Origin of the sequence: Nocardia sp. NPDC005746, assembly GCF_040630785.1 — a bacterium.
Classification (GTDB): domain Bacteria; phylum Actinomycetota; class Actinomycetes; order Mycobacteriales; family Mycobacteriaceae; genus Nocardia.
In genome coordinates, this window is record NZ_JBEXYE010000001.1 from 67,030 (window position 1) to 85,743 (window position 18,714).

General features: G+C 68.9%; 21 protein-coding genes. 13 read left to right on the forward strand and 8 right to left on the reverse strand.

Annotated elements, in window-relative coordinates:
* Window positions 1-8 precede the first annotated feature (8 nt).
* Together ABZ412_RS00285 and ABZ412_RS00290 are read right to left on the reverse strand one after the other, a co-directional pair.
* Window positions 9-1,199: a DUF5931 domain-containing protein gene (locus tag ABZ412_RS00285; protein WP_357274536.1), complete on the reverse strand. Its 1,191-nt coding sequence runs from the start codon at window positions 1,197-1,199 to the stop codon at window positions 9-11.
* Entirely contained in the window at window positions 1,183-2,457 is a 1,275-nt protein-coding gene (locus tag ABZ412_RS00290; protein WP_357275866.1) for an AI-2E family transporter, read from the reverse strand. The genes ABZ412_RS00285 and ABZ412_RS00290 overlap by 17 nt, the downstream gene beginning before the upstream one ends.
* Before the next feature lie 244 nt (window positions 2,458-2,701).
* Between ABZ412_RS00290 and ABZ412_RS00295 the strand changes: the two genes are divergently transcribed.
* The 3 genes from ABZ412_RS00295 to ABZ412_RS00305 are packed head-to-tail and all read left to right on the forward strand — an operon-like array spanning window position 2,702 to window position 5,812.
* Entirely contained in the window at window positions 2,702-4,219 is a 1,518-nt protein-coding gene (locus ABZ412_RS00295) for an adenylate/guanylate cyclase domain-containing protein (protein WP_357275868.1), read from the forward strand.
* 4 nt (window positions 4,220-4,223) lie between these two features.
* Window positions 4,224-5,378, forward strand: a complete 1,155-nt coding sequence (locus ABZ412_RS00300; protein ID WP_357274538.1) for a YbhN family protein — start codon at window positions 4,224-4,226, stop codon at window positions 5,376-5,378.
* A 50-nt stretch (window positions 5,379-5,428) separates the two neighbouring features.
* On the forward strand, window positions 5,429-5,812 hold the full coding sequence (locus ABZ412_RS00305) for a DUF3054 domain-containing protein (RefSeq protein WP_357274540.1): 384 nt from the start codon (window positions 5,429-5,431) through the stop codon (window positions 5,810-5,812).
* A 7-nt stretch (window positions 5,813-5,819) separates the two neighbouring features.
* On the opposite strand, the gene ABZ412_RS00310 is transcribed toward ABZ412_RS00305, so the two are convergent.
* The gene (locus ABZ412_RS00310) at window positions 5,820-7,496 is read right to left on the reverse strand and encodes an NTF2-like N-terminal transpeptidase domain-containing protein (protein ID WP_357274542.1); all 1,677 of its coding nucleotides are present in this window, start codon (window positions 7,494-7,496) and stop codon (window positions 5,820-5,822) included.
* A gap of 337 nt (window positions 7,497-7,833) precedes the next feature.
* Between ABZ412_RS00310 and ABZ412_RS00315 the strand changes: the two genes are divergently transcribed.
* The 5 genes from ABZ412_RS00315 (at window position 7,834) to ABZ412_RS00335 (ending at window position 11,087) form a co-directional block, all read left to right on the forward strand.
* Complete coding sequence (locus ABZ412_RS00315) at window positions 7,834-8,451, forward strand: hypothetical protein (protein WP_357274544.1); 618 nt, start codon at window positions 7,834-7,836, stop codon at window positions 8,449-8,451.
* A gap of 28 nt (window positions 8,452-8,479) precedes the next feature.
* Window positions 8,480-8,917: a type II 3-dehydroquinate dehydratase gene (aroQ, locus tag ABZ412_RS00320; RefSeq protein ID WP_357274546.1), complete on the forward strand. Its 438-nt coding sequence runs from the start codon at window positions 8,480-8,482 to the stop codon at window positions 8,915-8,917.
* Window positions 8,918-9,077: 160 nt separating this feature from the next.
* Window positions 9,078-10,007 carry an ABC transporter ATP-binding protein gene (locus tag ABZ412_RS00325; protein ID WP_357274548.1) on the forward strand — a complete coding sequence of 310 codons (930 nt, stop codon included), beginning with the start codon at window positions 9,078-9,080 and terminating at the stop codon, window positions 10,005-10,007.
* Complete coding sequence (locus tag ABZ412_RS00330) at window positions 10,004-10,855, forward strand: ABC transporter permease (protein ID WP_357274550.1); 852 nt, start codon at window positions 10,004-10,006, stop codon at window positions 10,853-10,855. Before ABZ412_RS00325 ends, ABZ412_RS00330 begins: the two co-directional genes overlap by 4 nt.
* A gap of 28 nt (window positions 10,856-10,883) precedes the next feature.
* Window positions 10,884-11,087 (forward strand): helix-turn-helix transcriptional regulator, encoded by a 204-nt coding sequence (locus tag ABZ412_RS00335; protein ID WP_357275871.1) that lies wholly within the window; start codon window positions 10,884-10,886, stop codon window positions 11,085-11,087.
* Here the strand turns inward: ABZ412_RS00335 and ABZ412_RS00340 are convergent.
* Entirely contained in the window at window positions 11,015-11,947 is a 933-nt protein-coding gene (locus tag ABZ412_RS00340) for an NAD(P)-binding domain-containing protein (RefSeq protein WP_357274552.1), read from the reverse strand. The genes ABZ412_RS00335 and ABZ412_RS00340 overlap by 73 nt on opposite strands.
* A gap of 138 nt (window positions 11,948-12,085) precedes the next feature.
* Here ABZ412_RS00340 and ABZ412_RS00345 point away from each other — a divergent pair, with 138 nt between their 5' ends.
* Window positions 12,086-12,442, forward strand: coding sequence for a helix-turn-helix domain-containing protein (locus tag ABZ412_RS00345; RefSeq protein WP_357274554.1), 357 nt, complete (start codon window positions 12,086-12,088; stop codon window positions 12,440-12,442).
* Here the strand turns inward: ABZ412_RS00345 and ABZ412_RS00350 are convergent.
* Window positions 12,439-13,554 carry a glycerate kinase gene (locus ABZ412_RS00350; RefSeq protein WP_357274556.1) on the reverse strand — a complete coding sequence of 372 codons (1,116 nt, stop codon included), beginning with the start codon at window positions 13,552-13,554 and terminating at the stop codon, window positions 12,439-12,441. The genes ABZ412_RS00345 and ABZ412_RS00350 overlap by 4 nt on opposite strands.
* 98 nt (window positions 13,555-13,652) lie before the next feature.
* Between ABZ412_RS00350 and ABZ412_RS00355 the strand changes: the two genes are divergently transcribed.
* Entirely contained in the window at window positions 13,653-13,976 is a 324-nt protein-coding gene (locus ABZ412_RS00355) for a GNAT family N-acetyltransferase (RefSeq protein ID WP_357097358.1), read from the forward strand.
* Between the two features lie 3 nt (window positions 13,977-13,979).
* On the opposite strand, the gene ABZ412_RS00360 is transcribed toward ABZ412_RS00355, so the two are convergent.
* Window positions 13,980-14,741, reverse strand: a complete 762-nt coding sequence (locus ABZ412_RS00360) for a lysophospholipid acyltransferase family protein (protein WP_357274558.1) — start codon at window positions 14,739-14,741, stop codon at window positions 13,980-13,982.
* Between the two features lie 124 nt (window positions 14,742-14,865).
* Between ABZ412_RS00360 and ABZ412_RS00365 the strand changes: the two genes are divergently transcribed.
* From ABZ412_RS00365 to ABZ412_RS00375, 3 genes are all read left to right on the forward strand, one after another.
* The gene (locus tag ABZ412_RS00365) at window positions 14,866-15,480 is read left to right on the forward strand and encodes a YqgE/AlgH family protein (RefSeq protein ID WP_357274560.1); all 615 of its coding nucleotides are present in this window, start codon (window positions 14,866-14,868) and stop codon (window positions 15,478-15,480) included.
* A 173-nt stretch (window positions 15,481-15,653) separates the two neighbouring features.
* Window positions 15,654-16,160 carry a sigma-70 family RNA polymerase sigma factor gene (locus ABZ412_RS00370; RefSeq protein WP_357274562.1) on the forward strand — a complete coding sequence of 169 codons (507 nt, stop codon included), beginning with the start codon at window positions 15,654-15,656 and terminating at the stop codon, window positions 16,158-16,160.
* Complete coding sequence (locus tag ABZ412_RS00375) at window positions 16,157-16,882, forward strand: zf-HC2 domain-containing protein (RefSeq protein WP_357274564.1); 726 nt, start codon at window positions 16,157-16,159, stop codon at window positions 16,880-16,882. The genes ABZ412_RS00370 and ABZ412_RS00375 overlap by 4 nt, the downstream gene beginning before the upstream one ends.
* Here ABZ412_RS00375 and ABZ412_RS00380 read toward each other — a convergent pair.
* Both ABZ412_RS00380 and ABZ412_RS00385 read right to left on the reverse strand, forming a co-directional pair.
* Window positions 16,879-17,649 carry an ABC transporter permease gene (locus tag ABZ412_RS00380; RefSeq protein WP_357274566.1) on the reverse strand — a complete coding sequence of 257 codons (771 nt, stop codon included), beginning with the start codon at window positions 17,647-17,649 and terminating at the stop codon, window positions 16,879-16,881. The two genes, ABZ412_RS00375 and ABZ412_RS00380, sit on opposite strands and share 4 nt — an antisense overlap.
* The gene (locus ABZ412_RS00385) at window positions 17,646-18,605 is read right to left on the reverse strand and encodes an ATP-binding cassette domain-containing protein (protein WP_357274569.1); all 960 of its coding nucleotides are present in this window, start codon (window positions 18,603-18,605) and stop codon (window positions 17,646-17,648) included. The genes ABZ412_RS00380 and ABZ412_RS00385 overlap by 4 nt, the downstream gene beginning before the upstream one ends.
* Window positions 18,606-18,714: the final 109 nt, after the last annotated feature.

Here is an 18,714-nt window from a genome sequence, read left to right on the forward strand (position 1 = left end):
CTCCGCTCTCATTGTGGCCGTTCGACGGGAATCCGGAACTCCCATTCCGCGCCCGCCCCCTCGTCGCCGTCCTCGGGTACCGCCTCGAACAGCAGCTGCGCGGTGCCGCCGAGCGCGGCGACCCGGCCGATGATGGAGCGCGAAACACCCATGCGCCCTTGCCCTTCGGCCTCCGCGAGCCGCCCGGGCGGAATACCCGGACCGTCGTCGCGCACGCTCACGACGATCTCGTCACCCATATCCTCCAGCAGCACATAGGCTTTCGCGCCCGGTCCGGCGTGCTGGACCACATTCGCCAAGGCGGCGGCGACGGCCGCGGCGACCTCGCGGGCCGCCCAGTGCCCGAGCAGCACCGGATCGCCGGGCGTGGAGACGAAGACGGACGGCGTGGTCTGCGCGGTGAGCAGCGGCCGCAGGTCCTCGTCCACCCCGCTGACGTCGGCGGGTTCGCCCTGTTCGGAGATGAGCACCCGCAGCGCGACCTCCTGCTCCCCCGCCCGCTGCGCCAGTTCCGCTGTCGGCCCGCCGATCTCGTTCCCGCGCCGCTTGATGTAGCTGAGCACCTGGAGGACGCCGTCGTGCACCTGGCGGGCCAGCCGTTCGCGTTCCTGGGCGGCGGCGGTGAGCCGGATGGCCCGCTGGAGCTGCGCGTGGGCGCGGCGGGCGGTGTTGGAGGCCAGGCCCAGGGCCAGGCCCACCGAGATCAGCACCGGCAGCGTGGCGTCGCGCCAGACATCGACATCCCATTGGGCGCGGGCGGTGATGACGGCGGCGGAGACCAGCAGCCCCGAGCAGATGCCGCCGAACGGTCCCCACAGGATCGCCGCGGAGACCACGGCATTGGCGGCCCACAGCGTGGTGGGCAGGGTCTGGTGGCCGTGGTACCAGTCGTACGGCGCGACCAGCCGGGTGGCGAAGATGAGGGCGATCACCACCACGTGGTCGCCGATCACCACACCGGTGCGCACCCGCGGCTCGTGGCGGATCCGCCACTGCGACAACAGGATCGCGGAAATGCCCGACCACACCGCCATGACGGCGATCAGCGCCCAGCTCAGCCGCTGATTGGTGTAGTGCGGCACCGAGGCGATCTGCTGGCCGACCGCGTACAGCAGGGTGACCAGCCGGAACGCCTGCACCGCCCGCCACAGCGGCGCGGTCGCCCCCCAGGCGGGATCGGGTTCAGGCCCCGGTGTCACCCTCGGTCCCCGGTGTCGCCGTTCCGCCCGCGGGCTTCGGAGCGGGGATCGCCGGGCGCTCGTCCGCGGCCGCCGGCAGCGGGATCTTGTACCGGTCGGGGTCGGGCCGGTCGGGTTCGGCGCTGAACATCGGTTTGTCCGGGTCGCCGCTGTGCAGCTCCTGGTAGAGCTCCTGCGGCGAATCGGCGAGCAGCGAGCGGATGGCGGTATTGAGCACCGCTACGAACGGGACCGCCAGCAGACCGCCCGCCAGCCCGGCCAGCACCACGCCCGCCGCGATGGCCAGCACCACGGCCAGCGGGTGGATGCGCACCGCGCGGCCCATCAGCAACGGTTGCAGCACATGGCCTTCCAGCTGCATGACCGCCACCGTGATGCCCAGCACGATGAGCGCGGTGACCAGGCCCTTGGTCATGAGGGCGATGAACACCGCCACCGAGCCGGCGATGAACGAACCCACGATGGGGATGAACGCGCCGATGAAGACCAGCGAGGCCAGCGGAAGCGCCAGCGGCACATTGAGAATGGCCAGGCCGGCGCCGATGCCGATGGCGTCCACGGCCGCCACCAGCACGGTGGCGCGGACGAAGCCGGTGAGGGTGCCGAAGCCGAGCCGTCCGGCCGCCCGCACCCGCGCCCGGTGCGCGGTCGGGACGATGCGGGTGCAGAACTCCCAGATCTGGTCGCCGCCGTAGAGGAAGAAGATGAGGATGAACAGCGTCAGGAACGCGCCGGTGAAGAATTCGCCGATGACGGTGGCGGTGGTGAGCGCCCCGCTGGTGAGCGCGTCCTTGTTGGATTCGACGGTCTTGACGATGGTGTCGCCGGCGTTGCGGATCTGATCGTTGCTCAGGTGCAGCGGCCCGTTGATCAGCCAGTCCTGCACCTGGTGCACGGAGGTCTTGAACTCGTCGGACAGCTGCGGCACACCGGAGACGAACTGTTCCACGACGAAGGTCATGATCCCGGCCAGGATCCCGAGCGACCCGATCAGCGCGACCAGCACCCCGATGGCCCGCGGCACCCCGAACCGCTGCATCCAATTGACCAGCGGCGCCATCAGAGCCGCGCCCAGCAGCGCGATGGAAATCGGAATCGTCACCGTGGACAGCCGCCGTGCCAGATACGCGACCGCGACCACCGCCGCGAGAATGAGGAGCAGCCGCCAGCTCCATTCCGCGGTCTGCCGGACGAGCGGGTGCACAGCCTCCGCGTCGCGCCGCCGTACTCCGCCGGGCTCGTCGGATCTGCTGGACAGTGCCTGCTCCTCGCTCACACCGGCGAGCCTACTGTGCCCGCACGGCTCCCCGTCCTAGGCGCGTGCCGGGAAACACCGTTCCGACCTGCCTATCTCAGGCGATTCCATGGAGGTTCGCGGCGCGTCTCGTTCTGGACCGACGAGACCTCCAGCGCCGCGAACCCGCCCGCAGCGAAGCGGAGGGCAATCGAGCACCGCTAGATTGGAGCTCGTGTCAGCGCCCCTGGAAGCGGTCAAACAGACCATGCATACCCGCTGGCCGCTGTACTTAGCTTCGATGCTCGCGGCCAACGCGTTCGGCGCTGTCCTGGTGTGGGCGTTCATCGAGTACGGGTTGCCGGTGCCGGAGGGCGGCACCAGCGCGACCCGCGAGACCGGGCTGCTGGTGCCCGCGCTGGTCTTCGTGATCGGCGGATTCCTGAGCGTGACGGCGTCGGCGCTGATGCTGCGGCCGGTGATGCGGTGGCAGATGCGGGGCGGGCCGCCGTCGCGGCAAGAGCAGATGGCGGCGCTGCACGCCCCGTTGCGGCAGGCCATCGTGCATCTGGTGTTGTGGCTGATCGGCGGCGCGGTGCTGGCCTCGCTGATCATCGTGCGCACCCCGGAGCTGGCGGCGGCGGTGATCGTCACCGAATGTATGGCCGCCACCATCGTTTTCGGCTTCACCTACATGCTGGGGGAACGGATTCTGCGGCCGGTCGCGGCCGAGGCGCTGACCGTGGGGGCCTTCGACCACACCCTGACCGCGGGTGTCGGCACCCGGATGGCCATGACCTGGGGGATGGGCACCTTCGCGCCGACCATCGCCATCGTGCTGCTGTGCGTCACCCAGATTTCTTCTCGCGTCCAATTTTCCGCGCAGTCGCTGGCGGTCTCGATTCTCTTGCTGTGCGGCGTGGTGATCATGCAGGCGCTGGCGCTTTCCATGCTCACCGGCTCGTCCATTTCCGATCCGATCCGCCAGCTCAGCCAGGCCATCGACCGGGTGCAGGAAGGCGCCCGGGATGTGCAGGTGGAAGTTTTCGACGGCTCCGAGATCGGGCTGCTGCAGGTTGGCTTCAACCGAATGATGGGCGAGGCCGCGAAACGCCGGGAACTGCAGGAATTATTCGGTCAGCATGTCGGCGAGGATGTGGCCCGGCGCGCCCTGGAGTACGGCACCGAACTCGGCGGTGAAACCCGATTCGTGGCGGTCCTGTTCGTGGACATGGTCGGCTCGACCGCGACCGCGGCGGAACGCCCGCCGACCGAAGTGGTCAGCCTGCTCAACGAGTTCTTCCGGGTCGTGGTCGATGTCATCGACCGCCATCACGGGCTCATCAACAAATTCATGGGCGACGCCGCGCTGGCCATCTTCGGTGCGCCGCTGGATCGCCCCGACGCGCCGACCGCGGCCCTGGCCGCGGCCCGTGAACTGCGTGAAGCCCTGCGCGAGGTGGTCGGCCTGGATATCGGGATCGGCGTCTCGGCCGGGCTCGCGGTGGCCGGGAATATCGGCGGTGCAAATCGTTTCGAATACACCGTGATCGGCGATCCGGTGAACGAGGCGTCGCGTCTGACCGAACTCGCGAAAGATCGGCCCGAACGCGTCCTGACCTCGTCGAGTGCCCTGTTCTTCGCCGATGAGAACGAACAGCGGCATTGGCAGACCGGAGAAGAAGTGCAACTGCGTGGCCGCCGCCGGAAAACCCGGCTGGCGTGGCCGCGGGAAAGCACCGACCCCGCTGCTGCAGACGAGGCGGCGGCGAGTTCGTTAGGCTGACGACGTGACGGCCCATGGTGAGCTGGACGGCGAACCCACGCCGCCCGCGGACAACGCGCGCCGTGGCAGATTCTGGTGGGCCAAATGGGTGCTGGGCGCCGCGCTCGTGGGACTGCTGATTTCCGAGGGCATTTACCTATATCCCCGCCTGCACGAATCCTGGAAGAACCTCACCGAAATACATTGGGGCTGGGTCGCCGCCTGCATCCTCATGCAGGCGGTTTCCATGTCCGGGTTCGGTCGCATCCAGAAACAGCTGCTGCACGCCGGCGGCGTGGAGGTGAGTCAGCGCAAGTCGGTGTCGGTGGTGTACGGCTCCACCGGTATGTCGCTGACCTTGCCCGCCGGTCAGGTGTTCTCGACCGCCTTCACCTACCGCCAGACCCGCCGCTGGGGAGCGAGCCCGATCGTGGCGTCCTGGCAGCTGGTGATGTCGGGCGTGGTGGCGGCGGCGGGGCTGGCGCTACTGGGCCTGTTCGGCACGGTGCTGGCCGGGGACCGGGTGGGTCCGGCCAAGGTGATCTTGACGCTGGGCACGGTCGCGCTGCTGATCTGGGCGGTGAACTACGTGTCCCGGCACCCGGACGGGGTGCAGGGCCTGCTGCAGCGAATCCTGCACCTGGTCAACCGGATCAGACGCAGACCCGCGGACGACGGCATGGACAAGATCGAGGAGATCATGTCCCAGCTGGAATCGGTGGACCTGGGCAAACGCGATGGCGCGTGGGTGGTGGCCTGGGCACTGGTACACCGGCTCGCCGACGTCGCCTGCCTGGGATTCGCCTGCTACGCGGTGGGCGCGGACCCGCGCTGGGCGGCGCTCATGCTGGCTTTCGCGGCCGGAAAGGCCGTGGGCACCATTCCTTTGGCTCCCGGCGGCATCGTCTACGTGGACGCGACCCTCATCTACTCGCTGACCGCCGCGGCCGGGCTGCCCGCCGCGCAGGCCGTGGCCGCCGCCTTCCTCTACCGGCTGGTGAGCTTCATCCTGGTGGCGATCGTCGGCTGGATCGTGTTCCTGTTCCTGTTCCGCAAGCCGCAGGCCGGTGACGCCGAACTGGAGAAGGAGTTCGAGGAGCGCGGCAATTCGCTGGTCACGGACCGCCGCCGCGCAGCGCCTCCCGCGGACCCGGGCTCCCCCGCCGCCCCGGATCTTTAGCGTGGTGTCCCTGCACGAGCGTTCGCGGGCGGCCCGATAGCCTGTCCCGCGTGAAGAAACTCGTGCCCTTCGTCGTGGATGTCGCCCTGGTGATCGTGTTCTGCGCGATCGGGCGGCGCAGTCACGACGAGGCGATCGCCGCGGGCCTGCTGCGCACGTTCTGGCCGTTCGGCACCGGGCTGCTGCTGGGCTGGGTGCTCGCGGCGGCGGTGGCGGCGGGCCGGGAAGGCGTCTCGGCGGCACGGCGTTTCGACGGCCGCACGGTGTGGCCGACCGGCGTGATCGTGTGGCTGAGCACGCTGGCGGGCGGCATGCTGCTGCGCGCGGTGTCGGGTCAGGGCGTCGCGGTCAGCTTCGTCATCGTGGCCGCGACCGTCCTCGGGCTGTTCCTGGTCGGCTGGCGCGCGGCCGCGCAGGCGGTGTCCTCCCGCTGAACCGCCGCTAGTCCGGGGTGGCCAGCGACTGCAACAGCCGGGCGGCCACCCGAGCGGTGAGGTCGCCGCTGTCGGGATCCTCGATGTGGATGGCGAAGGCCAGATCCCCGAGGGTCGCGACCAGCCACCCGTTGTTGCCGGTGGTGGCGCTGTAGACCTGGACATCGCGATACCGGCCGAGGGCGGCCATCTCCGGCGCGCCGCCGCCGTCGTGCAGCATGGCGCGCAAGCGGTCGGTGGCCTCCGGCGGCAGCGCGGCCAGGTCGGCCTCGGTGGTGGCCGGCTGGCCGATGGCGATCATCGGCTTGGGCACCTGCCCGCGCGCGACCGCGGCCGCCGCGATGGCCATGCCCCAGGGGCTGGCCAGCAGCGAGTCGGCGGCATTGCCGCGGCCGACGTTCTCGGCGGTGTTCTTCCCGGTGGGCAGACGGCCGGTGGTCTCGTCGAGGCCGGGCACCCGGAAGTCGATGCCGATGCCGAGCAGGCTGGCCGCGTCGGCGGCATCGCCGACCGAGACATCTTGCGGCGCTTTGTGTTTGGTGACCGCGGCGACATTCTTGAACAGCTCGATCATGCCGCCGACCGGGTACAGCCCGGTGAAGGCGATATTGCCGCGCTCACTGGCCTGACTGTTCTGGGCGACCGCGACCAGGGCCCCACTCGAGGGCTGGATGGCGACGATGGAGGTCGGCGAGCCGGTGCTCACCGCGGCGTCCTCGGCGGCGCGCTGCAGGTGCTGGTCCATGGTGCCCGGAACGTCGGGTCCTGGCGGGCCCTGCTCCCCGGCGAGCTGGGTGACCATGGCCCCATCGGGCTCGAACAGCTGCACGCCCCAGCCGGAGTGGCTGTCGCGGTTCTCGTCCCACACCTTGGTGAGCGCGTCGAGCATGGGCGACCACACCCGGCGGTCGGCGGAGATGAGCTTGGGCTGCTTCTCCAGCACCACGCCCGGGATCGGGGCCATGCGCGGTTCGAGGATGGCGAAGTCGCCGTCGCGCAGGTTGACCGCGGTGATGGGTTTGCCCTGCGCGGCCGAAAGCTGTTGCATCAGGGCCGGTCCGTCGATGAGCGGGGCGACGGGGGCGATGGCGGCGGCGAGCGCGTTGGTCGAGGCGACCGGGTCGGCGATCTTGGCCGGGTCCAGCTTGACCACATTGATGGTCTGCTCGGTCATGAGCGGCTGGCCGACGATGTCGTTCACCCGCGGGGAGGGGTGGGCCTCGGTGCGGACCAGTTTGGCGGTCCGCTTGGCGTCGAGCTGCGGCATGACCAGGGCGGGATCCCACGAAATGCGCCAGCCCACACTGAGTTTGCGGACGGTGCCGTTGAGGTCGTACTTCCAGTTCCGGTTCTCGCCGAAGTTCCAGGCGCCGGTCATGGAGAAGAGGCCAGTCGTACCGTCCAGTTTGATGAACTGGGTCACGCGGTAGTCGGGCTTACCCGACCCCAGGCCCTCGAAAACTTGCTTCAGCGTTGCCGAAGCGCCCGCCGGATAGGAGGTCAGTCGCGACGCTCCGTCGTAGTCCTTCTTGTCGATCAGCGAGGTGAACTGTTCGACCACGTTCTCCGCGCCCGTCGATTTGTCCCGAAACCCACACGACCCCATCGCGATCGCGACGGCCGCCACACCCGCGAGTGCGATCGCACCCCGAACTCGGAAGCGGCGGGATCCCCACACATCCATATCGCCCACTCTTCACTCTGGCCACATCAGCATCAGGTCCACGGTACCGCGCTCCGAACGCCGCGGCGCCACCTTCTCCACCAGGTGCGCACATACTGAGCATCACCATAGTGCCGAAATCGTTCAGCAGGGACCAGTTACATGATCACCGGTCGGTTACAGCACTGGCGTGTTCGAGACTCGGTAGACCATTCGGTTCTCACTGGTGACAGCCCCGCGCGCGATTCGTGACCATGCCTCGAGACCCCGTTCTCCCAGAGCGGAACCCACGCCCTCAATTTCGACGTAACGTTGTAATCAGCATTACAACTCCATGCCGTAAGTGAGTGTGACCAACATGAGACACGGACATCGTGGACCCGGCTTCGGACGCACCGGCGGTTGGCAGCAGGCCGACCTCCCTGACGTCTCGGACGCCCCCGACTGGTTCGCTGGCAGATTGCCAGCCGACTGGTTCACCGGTCCCGCAACCCTCGAGGTCGATCGCGACGAAATCGTCGTCCTCGGCGAACTCCCCCTCCCCCCAGCCGAATCCGCCCCCGCCGCCGAACCCGGCGCGGACGCCCCCGCCGCCGACGCGGCCCCGGCCGGCGTCCCACAGGCCACCCGCGAGGGCCTGCTCGCCCGCTTCCGGGAGTCCACCCGGCCCGCCCGCATGCAGATCGCCCAGGAGGCGCAGGCCCGCTACGGCCGCAATGTCGCCTGGGGCGTGCTCGTGGACGGCGAACGAATCATGTTCACCCATCTGGCCGTACCGGTCATGACCCGATTGCGCCAGCCCGAGCGCAAGGTGCTCGACACCCTCGTCGACGCCGGGGTCGCCCGCTCCCGCTCCGACGCGCTGGCCTGGACGGTCAAACTGGCCGGCAAGCACGCCGAGGAGTGGCTCGGGGAATTGCGCACGGCCATGCGCAAAGTCGACGATCTGCGGACGGAGGGACCGCGCGGCCTGTGATCGCCGGACCGGCCGATAGAGTGGGCGCATGCCTGCTACCGGTCCGATCCTGGTGCTCAACGGCCCCAATCTGAACATGCTGGGCACCCGTCAGCCCGAGGTGTACGGGGCCGACACGCTCGACGATGTGGTCGAACTGTGCCGCAAGACCGCGGCCCGGTTCGATCGCGAGATCGTGGCGTTCCAGTCCAATCACGAGGGCGCGCTGATCGACCGCATCCACGCCGCCCGCGGTGTGGAGTCCGGCATCGTCATCAACCCGGGCGGGCTCACCCACACCTCGGTGGCGCTGCGGGACGCGCTGGTGATCCCGGAGGTGCCGATCGTGGAGGTGCACATCAGCAATGTGCACGCCCGCGAGGAGTTTCGGCACCACTCGTTCGTGTCCCCGATCGCGACCGCGGTGATCGCGGGCATGGGCATCCAGGGCTACGCGGCGGCCATCGAGTTCCTCAGCACGCGCTGACCGGTTCCCCAGCACGCGCCGATCGGCGCGAATCCTTCGACGAAGGGCCCGGCTCTCCCCAGAGCCGGGCCCTTTTTTACGTTCTGGACAAATAGCTTGAGCACCTCAAAATATAGTAGTTATGCTACATAAGATCCGTCTTCTACTACCGAGGGGTGTCATGACGGTCGGCGAGGACGTTGTACTCGACGTCGAGAATCTGCGTATGCGCTACGGCACGCGCGACGTGCTGCACGAGGTCGGTTTCCAGGCGCATCGCGGCGAGGTGCTGGCCCTGCTCGGTCCCAACGGCGCGGGCAAGACCACCACCATCGAGATCCTCGAGGGCTTCCGCATGCGCTCGGCGGGCCGGGTCGAGGTGCTCGGCACCGACCCCGCGCACGGCGGCGAAGCCTGGCGGGCGCGCCTGGGCGTGGTGCTGCAATCGTGGCGCGACCACGGCAAATGGCGGGTGCGCGAACTCCTCGACTACCTGGGCATGTTCTACGCGCCCTACTCCACCCCCGCCATCCGACGGCCCTGGGACACAGACGAACTGATCGCCGCCGTCGGCCTCACCGAGCACGCGGACGCCAAGGTGATGACCCTGTCCGGTGGCCAGCGTCGCCGCCTGGACGTGGCCATCGGCATCGTCGGCCGCCCCGAACTACTGTTCCTGGACGAGCCGACCGCGGGCTTCGATCCGCAGGCGCGCCGTGAATTCCACGACCTGGTGCACCGTCTCGCCGACGACGACCACACCACCATCCTGCTCACCACCCACGATCTGGACGAGGCCGAGAAGCTGGCCGACCGCATCCTGATCCTGGCGGGCGGCCGCATCATCGCCGACGGCTCCGCCGATCAGCTCTCCCGCCGCATCGCGGGTGAGGCCGAGGTGAAGTGGACCCGCGACGGGCAGCGCTTCGTGCACACCACCACCGAGTCCACCAAGTTCGTCCACGAGCTGTTCAAGCAGTTCGGCGAGGCCGTGGAGGAGCTGGAGGTGCGCCGCGCCTCGCTCGAGGACACCTACATGACCCTGGTCCAGCGGTTCGAATCCGGTCAGGGCGACATCGAATTGCACAGTCTGGAAGAGGTGGCCCGATGAACCCGACGACCATGGCGATCCGGGCCGGGCTCCGGCGCGGGCGCATCGAAGTGGTGCAGACCCTCACCAACGGGATGGACATCTTCTCGCAGTTCTTCTGGCCGGTGGCCACCATGGTCGCGGTGTTCTTCATGCGGCACGGCGACTTCGAGGGCACCGGCGTCGGCCTGGGCGCGCTGGCGCTGCCCAGCGTGCTCGGCATGCTGGTCGCCTTCACCGGCATGTTCGGCATCGCCCAGGGCCTGGCCATGGATCGCGAGGACGGGACCCTGTTGCGCGCCAAGGCCACTCCCAACGGGATGCTGGGCTATCTGATCGGCAAGGTCACCGCGGTCTCCGGCGTCACCGTGGTGCAGGTGGCCCTGATCCTCGGTTTCGGCCTGTTCGCCATCGGCGGGGTGAGCCTGGACAGCGTCGGCGCGTGGGCCACCCTGATCGGCATCCTGGCGCTCGGTCTGCTGGCGTGCCTGCCGCTGGGCGCGATCATCGGCTCGGCGTTCGACAGCCCGCGCAGCATCGGCTTCGTCTCGTTCCCCATCATGGGTCTCGTGGCGATCTCCGGAATCTTCTACCCCATCACCGGCCTGCCCGGCTGGCTGCAGGTGGTGGCGCAGGTGTTCCCCATCTACTGGATGGGCCTGGGCATGCGCTCGGCCATGCTGCCCGACAGTGCTTCGGTGGTGGAGCTGACCCACTCCTGGCGGCACCTGGAGACCGTCGCGGTGCTGGGCGTGTGGGCGGTCGCGGGCATCCTGATCGCGCCGATGGTGTTGCGCCGCATGGCCCGCCGCGAATCGGGTGCGGCGGTGGCGGCCCGCCGCGAGAGGGCCATGGCGCGTGCCTACTAACAGCGAGGTCATCTACAACCGGATCGCCATGTTGCGGGCCGAGCGCGGTATCTCGCGGCGGGAACTGGCCGAGGCCCTGGGCGTGCACTATCAGACGGTCGGCTATCTGGAGCGCGGCGAGTACAGCCCGAGCCTGCACCTGGCGCTGCGGCTGGCGACCTATTTCGAGGTGCCGGTGGAGATCATCTTCTCCACCACCCCATTCCCGCGCATCGGCTCCGAAACCGCCTGAGCCATCAGCTCATAGGTCGACACCGGGTTCCCGGCCGCCAGGCTGGCGGCCACCGCCCGGCGCCAGAACTCCTGGGCGGTGTGCGAGAGCGTGGCGTCCACGCCGGCCTCCTCGCTGGCGTCGATGACGTGCTGGGCGCCCGCGTCCATCATGCGCAGCCCCGCCAGGTCGGCCCAGCCGCCGCTCGCGTTCCGCACCGAGAACTGCTCCATGAAGTACGGGAAGGCGGCATTGGAGCGCACCGCGAACGGCACGAACTGCGCGATGTCGTGGCCTGCCCGGGCGATCATGGCCGTGGCCTGGTCGAAGGCCAGCAGCCAGGGATGGAAGATGGTGAGCAGGCCCTGGTAGAAGACCTGGGCCAGACCGTCATCCGCGCCCAGGTATTCCTGCGGGCCGAGTGGGCGCAGCAGCTCGGCGTGCGCGTCGAAGACCGCGCGCGGGCCGCTGTAGAAGATGTACGACGCCGGGTGCTCGATATTGTTGCCCGCCGACATGACGCCGCCGGACAGGAATTCGGCGCCGCGCTCCCGCACCCACGCCGCGCCCCGGCGCGACTGCTCGGGTGAATCCGAGGACAGGTTGGCGATCACCTTGCCGCGCAGGCGATCCGCGTCCGGCCCGAGAACGTCGTACATGGCCGCGTAGTGGGTGAGGCTGAGCACCGTCACCTCGTTGGCGTCGAGCGCCTCGGCGACGGTGCCCGCCCGCTTCGCCCCGAGCTCGACCATGGCGTCCGCCTTCTCGGGGCTGCGGTTCCAGACCGTCACCTCGACCCCGGCCTTCAGGAATGCCTTCACCATCGCCCGGCCCATCGGGCCCAGGCCGATGACGGTGACGGAATTGCGCTGATCGGACATGCTGTACCCCTTCGATTTCGGCTGTTCTGTGGTGGCGCGCCGTAATCGATGGTGGCCCGGGATCGGTAGCCTCGGGAAGACCGCACCCGCGGGTGCGGTTGCTTACCTGGAAGTTGGCGATCTGGTCAGGAGGGCGCGATGAGTACCGGCGGTGACGGGGATCACGAGGTGTGCGGCATGTCCATCGCCATCGGCGCGGTCGGCGGCAAATGGAAACTGCACCTGATGTGGGTGCTGGCCGAGGGCACGCAGCGCTTCGGGCAGATCCGGCAGCTGCTGACCGGCGTGAGCGAGAAGGTGCTCACCGAGAACCTGCGGCAGATGGAGGCGAGCGGTCTGGTGCACCGGGAGATCTTCCCGGAAATCCCACCGCGCGTGGAGTATTCGCTGACCAAGCTGGGCGAGGAGCTCAGCGCGGCCCTGCGACCGCTGGAGGAGTGGGGCGACCGCAATCGGAACCGGATTCCCGGCCGCGCGCTCACCCCGTCCGCCTAGGCTCCGCCGATCCGCTCACCGATCCGTTCCAGTAGATCCGCGGCATCCGCCATGCTGCGGGCCGGGTCGGGCTCCAATTCCGACAGCGCGTAGGCCGCCTCGAATCCGGCGCCCCGCACCTGGTCCGGGGTCAGCCGCACCCGGCCCGCGACCGCGATGACCGGCAGGCTCGCCGCCCGGGCCGCGCGGCAGACCCCGATCGGGGCCTTGCCGGACAGGCTCTGCGCGTCCAGTGAGCCCTCCCCGGTGACGACCAGGTCGGCGTCCTTCAGCTGGGCCGGGAAGTCGATGAGGTCGAGGATCAGCTCGATGCCCGGGCGCAGTCGCGCGCCGAGAGCGGCCAGCGCCCCGAATCCGGTGCCGCCCGCCGCGCCCGCACCCGCCCGGTCCGCCCATTCCGGCCCGAGCACGGCGGCCCAATTCTTCAGTGCCGCTTCGAGAGTGGTGACCTGCTCGGGGTCCGCGCCCTTCTGCGGGGCGTAGATGGCGGCCGCGCCGTCGGGACCGAGCAGCGGGTTGTCCACATCGCTGGCCAGGGTCACGGTCGCATCGGCCAGGCCGGGATGCAGATCGCTGCGGTCCACGCGTACGGCGCGCGCGAGAGCCGCTCCCCCGCAGGGCAATTCGTGGCCGTCGACATCGAGGATGCGCAGGCCGAGGGCTTGCAGCAGGCCCGCGCCGCCGTCGGTGGAGGCGCTGCCGCCCAATCCGAGCACGATGTCGCGCGCACCCCGGTCGAGCGCGTCACCGATCACGTCGCCCACGCCGTAGGTGCTGGCGTGCAGGGGATCCGGTTGCCCGTCCGGCAGTTTCGCGAACCCGCTCACCGCGGCCAGCTCCACCACGGCGGTCCGACCGCGCACCGCGTAGGAGGTGGTCACCGGCGCGAGGGTGGGCCCGAAGCTGTCGACCTCGATCCGCTCCCAGCCCGCCGCCACGAAGGCGTCCACGGTGCCGTCGCCGCCGTCGGCCACCGGTGAGCGCCGCACCTCGGCGCCCGGGTCGGCGCGGGTGATTCCCGCCGCGAGTGCGTCCGCCACCTGTGCGGCGGTCAGTGAGCCCTTGAATTTGTCCGGGGCGAGCAGCACCCGGCGCGGCCGTGGGTCCGTCATGCGTCCAGTGTGATCGCTGCGGCGGAAAGCGACACGCCAGGCGACACGGTTCGACCAAACGGACAAATTGCCAGGGCCGGGGAACTAGCGTCGCACGCATGCCGAGTCAGTCGATCGAGGTCCGTAAGAATTCCGCGCTGGAGCGGTTCGAGTTGTATATCGACGATTACCTCGCCGGGGTCGCGGCGTATCAGGACACCGCCAATGAGCGGGCCTTCGTGCACACCGAGATCTATCCCCAGTTCGAGGGGCAGGGGTACGGGCGCAAGCTGGTGCAGGGCGCGCTCGATCAGACCCGGGACGCCGGGTTCGGGATCCTGCCGCTGTGCCCGATGGTGCACCACTTCGTCGAATCCCGGCCCGAATACCTGGCTTTGGTGCCGCACTGGTCCCGGGAACGGCTCAATCTGCCGCAGCACTGACGCCTAGTACTCCTTCACCGCTCCGTCCAGCGCGACCTGCAGTTCGTCGCGGACCACCCGGGTGATCTCGGCCGGTTTGGCGGGCAGCCCGGCGACCGGCACCCCGAAGTAGAAGCTGGCCGAGTACGCCTCCTCCTTGGTGGGCTCCACCGCCGGATCCAGGCGCGGTCCGTAGCTGAGCCCGAGGCTCACCAGCGCCGGTTCGGCGCCGAGCTTCTTGGCTCGGAAGGCGATGTGCCCGATGCCGCTTCCGATGGTCTGCACCTGGGTGGGGTCGACATCGTTGCAGGTCCCCTCCGGGAACACCGCGATCCCGTCCCCGCGGGCCATGCGCTCGGCGCAGATGTCGATCATGCGCTGCCCAGCCGCGTTGACCGCGCGCAGCCCGTGGTCCTTGCCGCGGAACACCGGGATCCCGCCCATCATGTCGATGCGTTCGCGCAGCTTGGGCTCGGTGAACAGCTCGTCCTTGGCCAGCACCCGGGTGCGTCCGATGACCGGCCGCAAGGCGCTGCGCCAGGCCGCGGCGGCGACCGTGTACGGATCCAGCTGGGAGAGGTGGTTCACCGCGATGAGCAGCGGACGCCGCTGGGAGATCAACTCGCGCAACTTCTCCCGCGCCCCGGCCGCATAGGTCACGCGGGGCCGGTAGCGACGACCCAGCAGCCAGTAGGCCGCCTTCGCCTTCAGCAGGTTCTGCTGATGGTCACGGTAGAAGTCGTACACGATATCGGCGTTCTCGAGGATGACCTCGGGGCGTTCCATAGCGCCCACCCTAGCTACCAACCGCAAGGTATGCGGGACAAGTTCTTCCGCCCCCCGACGGCACAAAAGGGTAACCAGCAAATTAAGCAACGCAATTACCCAGTCTCAGTGCGATGATGACTGAGTGGCACGTGCAGAGGAACACGGTGACCGATCTCGACGCGAATTCCGGCATGAGGACCAGGTGGTTCGGCCAGGAACTCTGCTGGTGTCGGCAACCGATCTGACCGAGCCGTCCTTCCGGCGCTCGGTGGTCTACATCCTCGAGCACAATGACGGCGGCACCTGGGGCGTGGTGCTCAACAAGCCCAGCGACACCGCCCTGCACGATGTGCTCCCCAACTGGTCCGAACTCGCTGCCGGGCCACGCGCCCTCTACATCGGCGGCCCCGTGAAACGCGATGCGGCACTCTGCCTGGCCACCATCAAGGTGGGCGCGTCCATCGCCGGGGTGGCCGGCGTGCGGCGGGTCGACGGCCGGGTGGCCCTGGTGGACCTGGATTCCGACCCCGACCAGATCGACGGTCTGGTCGACGGCATCCGGGTCTTCGCGGGCTACGCGGGCTGGACCTTCGGCCAGCTGCAAGGCGAATTGGACCGCGGCGACTGGATCGTGCTCTCGGCTCTGCCCACCGACCCCCTGGCGGGCCGCGTCGACCTCTGGGCCCACGTCCTGCGCCGCCAACCCCTCCCCCTCTCCCTCCTCGCGACGCACCCGATCGAACTGGAACGCAACTAGGATCGTGGATCCGGTATGGCACCCACTGCCGTCCCGAACGCGACAACTGATCTGGTGATCCATGGGTAACTCACCGGGTACGCCCAGAACTCCAGCTTCACACCGCCGGTCCGGTGCGCGACCGATGTGGCACCCCGCCGTCGGCGAGAGTCGCGGAGAGGCGGGTTAGCGCGATGCCGGAGGACCAGGCCGCCCTGCTCCGAGCGCTCTACGAGGAGCACGCGGGCGCACTGTGGCGCTACACCTACGGGTTGGTCGGAGATCCGGGCCGGGCCGAGGACATCGTGCAGGAGACCCTGCTACGCGCCTGGCAGCGGCCCACTGTGCTGGATCAGTCCACCAGTTCCGCGCGGGCGTGGCTGTTCACCGTCGCCCGTAACCTGGCGGTGGACGAGCATCGCAGCGCGCGCAGCCGGCGCGAGTTCCGCACCGATCACCCTCCGGAGGTGCCCGAACCGGACAAGACGGATCGGGCGCTGGACGGGTGGCTGGTGGCGGACGCGCTGGCGCGACTGAGCGTCGATCACCGCGAGGTGATCGTCCGTGCCTACTACCGGGGCCTGTCCACGCATCAGATCGCGGGGGAACTGGAGATTCCGGAGGGCACGGTCAAGTCGCGCATGCACTACGGCATGCGGGCGTTGCGATTGGTGCTGCAGGAGATGGGGGTGACGAGATGACCGAGGGCCATGAGCTGTGCGATGGCTACACCACGTGGGATGGCGCATATGTGCTCGGCGCTCTCACCCGGGACGACCGCCGCGAGTACGAGGAGCATCTGACCGGATGCGACACCTGCCGCGCGGCCGTGTCGAAACTGGCGGGACTGCCCGGCCTGCTGGCCCTGGTGGACCCGGAGACCGCGCTGTCGATTGCGGCGCAGGAGGATCCGGCCGCGAGCGTGCCGCCGCCGCCCGAACGCCTGCTGCCCGCCCTGGCGAACCGGGCGCTGGCGAGCCGCCGGCGCGGCCGCCGGCGGTCGATCGGCGCGGCGGTGGCGGCGGCGGCCGCGGCGGTGGCCGTGGCGGTGCCGGTGACCGCGACCGTCGACCGATCCGACCGTCCGGCGGTGGTGCAGCAGGTGGTGGCGCAGGGACCGCTGAAGCCGCAGACCGACACCCCGATGCAGGCCACCTTCAAGGTGGTGTCGATCAACGGCCAGACCCGGGTGGACATGTGGTGCGCCTACCCGCCGTCCGACGAGAAGGACGAGGTGTACGCGTGGACGCTGACGATGTGGGTAACCCGCGTCGACGGCGTACAGTCCAAACTCGCCGAGTGGACGGTCAAGTCGGGCCAGAGCCTGACCCTGGACGGCACCGCGTCGGCCTCGCCGGAGCAGTTGAAGACGGTGGAGATCCGCAACCTGTCCGGCAAGGTCCTGATGGCGGCCGGGCTCTAGGCGGTCTTGCGACGGAAAGTCGTGGTGGCCCAGAAGTATCCGGCGACGGTGATCACCACGCACCAGCCGATGGCGAGCGCCCCGTTGTGCCCGATCGGCCCGCCCATCAGCAGCCCGCGCAGGGTTTCGGTGATCGGCGTGAACGGCTGGTACTCGGCGAACTGCTTCACCCCGGCGGGCATGGTGTCGGTGGGCACCAGCCCGCTGCCGAGGAAGGGCAGCAGCATGATCGGCATGGGCAGGTTGGAGGCGCTCTCCGGAGTCTGGGCGACCAGGCCGAAGCCCGCGCCGAGCCAGTTCACCGCGAACACCATCAGCCCGAGCAGTCCGAACGCCGCCAGCCATTCCAGCGCGTTCGCGTGCGGCCGGAAGCCGATGGCGACCGCGGCCAGCGTCATCACGAGCACCCCGGCCATGCCCTGGATCCAGGTGCCCACCACGTGCCCGGTCAGCACCGACGGATGCGAGAAGTGCATGGTGCGAAAGCGATTGATGATGCCCTTGGTCATATCGGTGGACACCCCGACGGCGATGCCCGCGACCATGTAGGCCGGGATCAGCAGCATCATGCCGGGCGTCAGATAGTCGATGTACCGGCCGCCGGTGGCTGACTTCAGCGCGCCGCCGAATACGAAGTTGAACAACAGCAGCAGCACCACCGGCATGATGACCAGCGCGAAGGTCATGCCCGGATACCGCTTGGCGTGCACCAGATTCCGCCGCAGCATCGTCTTGGAATCGGCGAACGACGTGGTGAGAGTGCTCATTTCAGGTTCTCCTCGATGGAAGCGTGGCCGCCGGTGAGGGCCAGGAAGACATCGTCGAGGTCGGGGGTGTGCACGGACAGTCCCGCGGGCTCCACCCGCGCCGCGTCCAGCCGGTCGAGCACCTCGCGGACCGAGCGCACCGCGCCGTCGCTCGGAATGGCCAGCGTGAGATCACCGTTGACCCGCGCCGCGTCGCCGAACAACTGTGCGGCGGAGTCGAATTCACGGCGTTCGAGGAAGTCGAGCCGGATGTATCCGCCCGGCACCATGCGCTTGAGCTGATCCGCCGTGCCCTGGGCCACCAGCCGCCCCTGATGCAGCACGGCGATGCGATCGGCCAGCTGATCGGCTTCTTCGAGGTACTGGGTGGTGAGGAAGATGGTGACGCCCCGCGCGGTGAGGTCGCGAATGATGTCCCACATGGCCCGGCGGCTGCGCGGATCCAATCCGACGGTGGGTTCGTCGAGGAAGATGATGCGCGGATCGCCGACCAGCGTCATGGCCAGATCGAGTCGCCGCGTCATACCGCCGGAGTAGCTGGACGCGATCTTGTCGGCGGATTCCTCGAGATCGAAGGTGGCCAGCAGTTCCGCTGCGAGCCTGCGGTTCTCGGCGCGCGGCAGCTGGTGCAGGTCCCCCATCAGCAGGAGATTCTCCCGCCCGGTGAGCAGTTCGTCGACGGCCGAGAACTGGCCGGTGACCCCGATGACCGACCGCACCCCGCCGGGATCGGTGACCGGATCGTGCCCGCCGACGCTGATCTCGCCGCCGTCGGGCCGCTTCAGCGTGGACAGGATCTCCACGGTGGTGGTCTTGCCCGCGCCATTGGGCCCGAGCAGCGAGAACACGCTGCCCGCGGGCACGGTGAAGTCGATGCGGTCGAGCACGATCTGCTCGCCGAAGGATTTGCACAGGCCGGTGACGCTGATGGCCACCGGACCGGGTTCGAGGTTCATGTCTCCCTCTCATCAATTAATAGGCATGAATGCATGCGTCATCTACGCCGTGACCGCCGAAGCTTGCGGTCAAGGTTGTCGGTTACAGCTGTTCGGTTGTGTTACACGG

Coding starts and splice junctions, on each gene's coding strand:
- ABZ412_RS00350 (WP_357274556.1), bottom strand. CDS start 13,554: ATGACGGACCCACGGCCGCGCCGGGTGCTGCTCGCCCCGGACAAATTC.
- ABZ412_RS00295 (WP_357275868.1), top strand. CDS start 2,702: ATGCATACCCGCTGGCCGCTGTACTTAGCTTCGATGCTCGCGGCCAAC.
- ABZ412_RS00360 (WP_357274558.1), bottom strand. CDS start 14,741: ATGGAACGCCCCGAGGTCATCCTCGAGAACGCCGATATCGTGTACGAC.
- ABZ412_RS00370 (WP_357274562.1), top strand. CDS start 15,654: ATGCCGGAGGACCAGGCCGCCCTGCTCCGAGCGCTCTACGAGGAGCAC.
- ABZ412_RS00325 (WP_357274548.1), top strand. CDS start 9,078: ATGACGGTCGGCGAGGACGTTGTACTCGACGTCGAGAATCTGCGTATG.
- aroQ (WP_357274546.1), top strand. CDS start 8,480: ATGCCTGCTACCGGTCCGATCCTGGTGCTCAACGGCCCCAATCTGAAC.
- ABZ412_RS00315 (WP_357274544.1), top strand. CDS start 7,834: ATGAGACACGGACATCGTGGACCCGGCTTCGGACGCACCGGCGGTTGG.
- ABZ412_RS00375 (WP_357274564.1), top strand. CDS start 16,157: ATGACCGAGGGCCATGAGCTGTGCGATGGCTACACCACGTGGGATGGC.
- ABZ412_RS00380 (WP_357274566.1), bottom strand. CDS start 17,649: ATGAGCACTCTCACCACGTCGTTCGCCGATTCCAAGACGATGCTGCGG.
- ABZ412_RS00310 (WP_357274542.1), bottom strand. CDS start 7,496: ATGGATGTGTGGGGATCCCGCCGCTTCCGAGTTCGGGGTGCGATCGCA.
- ABZ412_RS00330 (WP_357274550.1), top strand. CDS start 10,004: ATGAACCCGACGACCATGGCGATCCGGGCCGGGCTCCGGCGCGGGCGC.
- ABZ412_RS00340 (WP_357274552.1), bottom strand. CDS start 11,947: ATGTCCGATCAGCGCAATTCCGTCACCGTCATCGGCCTGGGCCCGATG.
- ABZ412_RS00335 (WP_357275871.1), top strand. CDS start 10,884: ATGTTGCGGGCCGAGCGCGGTATCTCGCGGCGGGAACTGGCCGAGGCC.
- ABZ412_RS00355 (WP_357097358.1), top strand. CDS start 13,653: ATGCCGAGTCAGTCGATCGAGGTCCGTAAGAATTCCGCGCTGGAGCGG.
- ABZ412_RS00345 (WP_357274554.1), top strand. CDS start 12,086: ATGAGTACCGGCGGTGACGGGGATCACGAGGTGTGCGGCATGTCCATC.
- ABZ412_RS00385 (WP_357274569.1), bottom strand. CDS start 18,605: ATGAACCTCGAACCCGGTCCGGTGGCCATCAGCGTCACCGGCCTGTGC.